Source organism: uncultured Corynebacterium sp., assembly GCF_945649885.1.
Classification (GTDB): Bacteria; Actinomycetota; Actinomycetes; order Mycobacteriales; family Mycobacteriaceae; genus Corynebacterium.
Window position 1 is genome coordinate 1 of the sequence record NZ_CALZFS010000201.1, and the last position, 2,763, is coordinate 2,763.

The 2,763-nt window shown below is 62.6% G+C and carries 3 protein-coding genes; 1 reads left to right on the top strand and 2 read right to left on the bottom strand.

Features of this window, described 5'->3' with window-relative positions; all coding sequences use genetic code 11:
- Positions 1-154 precede the first annotated feature (154 nt).
- Entirely contained in the window at positions 155-769 is a 615-nt protein-coding gene (locus Q0M74_RS13730) for a class I SAM-dependent methyltransferase (protein ID WP_293955404.1), read from the bottom strand.
- Between the two features lie 443 nt (positions 770-1,212).
- Here Q0M74_RS13730 and Q0M74_RS13735 point away from each other — a divergent pair, with 443 nt between their 5' ends.
- Complete coding sequence (locus Q0M74_RS13735) at positions 1,213-2,220, top strand: hypothetical protein (protein WP_293955406.1); 1,008 nt, start codon at positions 1,213-1,215, stop codon at positions 2,218-2,220.
- A 281-nt stretch (positions 2,221-2,501) separates the two neighbouring features.
- Here Q0M74_RS13735 and Q0M74_RS13740 read toward each other — a convergent pair whose 3' ends face one another.
- Positions 2,502-2,645: a hypothetical protein gene (locus Q0M74_RS13740; RefSeq protein WP_293955408.1), complete on the bottom strand. Its 144-nt coding sequence runs from the start codon at positions 2,643-2,645 to the stop codon at positions 2,502-2,504.
- Positions 2,646-2,763 lie beyond the last annotated feature (118 nt).

A 2,763-nucleotide genomic window follows, 5' to 3' on the forward strand; every position in this document is an offset into this window, starting at 1 on the left:
AGGAAATCTCAGATTCTGGGGCACCGCTGCCGCAAGGCACGGGTTCGGCCTAACTTCGCGCCTCTCCTACGACCGGTGAGCACACTGTTGCCATGAGATGCCTCCTCAGGACACGGCGCATTCGCTGGGGTGCAGCTGATCTTTGCGGCGCAGCTTACGTACGGTGCTCAGAGTTATTCGGGTTGTGGCTGTCGGTGGTACTCGGCTTGTGCACGACGAACCGTAGAATCTGACCCCCGCACGTGGGGCGAAGGCGCAGCGGGACCAGACCAGCGTGTTTTAGGGCGGATTCAAAAGCATCGGCCTTGAAGAGGCGATGCGCAGAGCCTTCGGCCCGGTGAAGCCACCCCGCGACGCGCGAGGAGAGCAGGTCGTATCCCACGAACACTCCGCCCGGGCGCAGGACCCGAGCCACCTCAGCCACGGCCTGCTCCCACTCGAGCACGTGATGGAGCATGAGAAAGCTCAACACCATGTCGAAGGACTCATCTGCACAGGGCAGGGCAGTGGCATCGGCCTGACGCGCCTCAACGGGCAGTCCTGTAAGGACGCGCTGCGCGGCCTGGACCATGGCAGGATCGACGTCGGTCGTGGTGAGGTTTACCTGCGTATGAGACGCACTGATTGCTTTAGCCATCGCCCCGCTGCCACCACCGATTTCCAGAACGCGTCCGGCCAGGGGCCAGTCCTGCGTCGCCCAGGAAACCGTCCTTGGGGCCAGAAAACCCCACAGTGCACTGCGGCAGACCACAGATTCTACGGTCGACATCGGGGGCATGGCTTCCTCGTATCTATGCGCGGGACGGGTTAGAGCAGATTAGTGGTCCGAGCGGCACCACCGAACTGCACCGGGCGGCCGGGATTCTCGGCATAGGTCTTGCTTGGCATAGTGGCAGATTACCTTTCTCAGCATTATGTTGGTTTCAAGGTATCTACCAAACAGGGGTCAGGTCCGCTAGGAGCAGCGCACAGCCTTGGTGGGTGAGTGGTAGGGCATGAGCGCTTTGACTACGCGGGATTCCCCTAATAGCGTTTACCCTTAGGCGGTCTTCGATCCCGCAGTTTTTCGCGACGCAACGTCGGCACGCATGTCTCAACCCTCAGGCCCAGCCGGCAAGCACCCGGACGTGACGCTGGCTCGCGTGGCTAACACTCATACCCCTGATGGTTCCTAGGAGGCGTCATACCGTGCCTGTGGTCGCTCGAGGGACCGTGATTGCACTGATGGTGGGGATCGTCGTGGTAGGCAGCGCTGTGCCGGCCGGTGCCCACCAGGAGTGGTTTGTCAACGCGCCGGAGACCTATCCACCGGACTTTGGGGCGCTGCTGCGCCCGGGCGTTGTCCTCGCGGTGGCCGCAACCGTCGCGGTGACCCTCTTGCTGCGCTCGGTGGCGGCGCGGTTACCTGCTCCCGAGCTGGCGATGATCAAGCCGACTCGGCGGCTGGCGTCGCTCGTCCCATGGGTGCCCCGGCTTCTCGCCGCGCATCTGGGTTTCAGCCTGCTCGTCTTGGCATTCGACGGGGCGTTTCTGGAGCCCGGCATACACGTCCCGGACGGCGCGGGGGGCATACTTCTACTCGTGCCTCAGGCTATGGTGGGCGGGCTGCTCATCGCCGGTGTCCTCGTCCGCGCGGCGAGTGTAGCGATCATGCTCACCGCGCCACTGCTGGTAGCTCTGCAGGGTCCCGAGGCGCTCGTCATCCTGGCAGTGTTCGTTGGTATCGCCGCGTTTTTGTTCGTGCTGCCTCCACGCCTGAAAGATGGGGGTCGTATGGACCTTGACCTGCCGAAGCTGCGCCGTGCGACGTTCGGTCTAAAGCTTGGTGCGGGCGTAACCCTCATTTCCCTGGCGGTCGTGGAGAAGCTGGCGAATCCCGAGATGGCGCGGGCGATGCTCGAACAGGAACCGCTCCTCAATATCCTTGCCCCATTCGGGGTAAGCGCCGACGCCTTCGCGGTGGTTGCCGGGTCCATCGAGCTTTTGTTCGGGCTGCTCATAATCTCCGGCGCGATGCCGCAGGTGGTCGCGATCCTGGCGGCCGTGCCGTTCACCGCGACGCTGGCGCTTTTCGGGACGACTGAATTTCTGGGGCACCTTCCGTTGTACGGTGTCCTGCTCGCCTTCCTCGTGCTGGGGAGCCTGGAAGAGACTTCCCGCAGCCTATCCGGGCTACGGCGACGGGCGAGGACGCCTGTTCGATCCGGAAAATCCGTGTGAGGAGATGAATTAAGCGATCGCCGCGAGGGGATGCTTCTATGAACGCACGGGATGTTGAAGGTCGTCGATCAGCTTAGCCGGTGGCTCAGTAACCCTTGGGTTCAATCCGTCAACGCAACAGTGCTTCAACTGCTCAGCGGGGCACGGAATCCGAGGGCCTTCCGGGGACGGTTGTTGGCGCGTTTGGCTTCGGCGAGTTCGGCTCGCAGCCGCCGGTTTTCTGCTTCCAGGTCGATCGACTCGGCCGGGGTGTCGGCCACGGTTTGTTTGTGGTTGCGGACTCAGACTCGCAAGGATTTTTTGCTGACGCCGAGCTCTACAGCGATGCGGGTGACTGTGCCACGGGCGGTGACGGGATCGGCTGGGGCATGAAGCAAGAGTTCAACGGCGCGTTGCTTGAGCTCTGGGGTGTATTTGATGGGCATGTAGGGTGCCCTTTTCCAATTTCCTACCCTCCATTAAACCCGGGGCGAACCACCCCTACCCGAAAACTCCGGAGGTGCCCGACACCGGAATCAACCGTTCATCAAGGACGCATCGGTG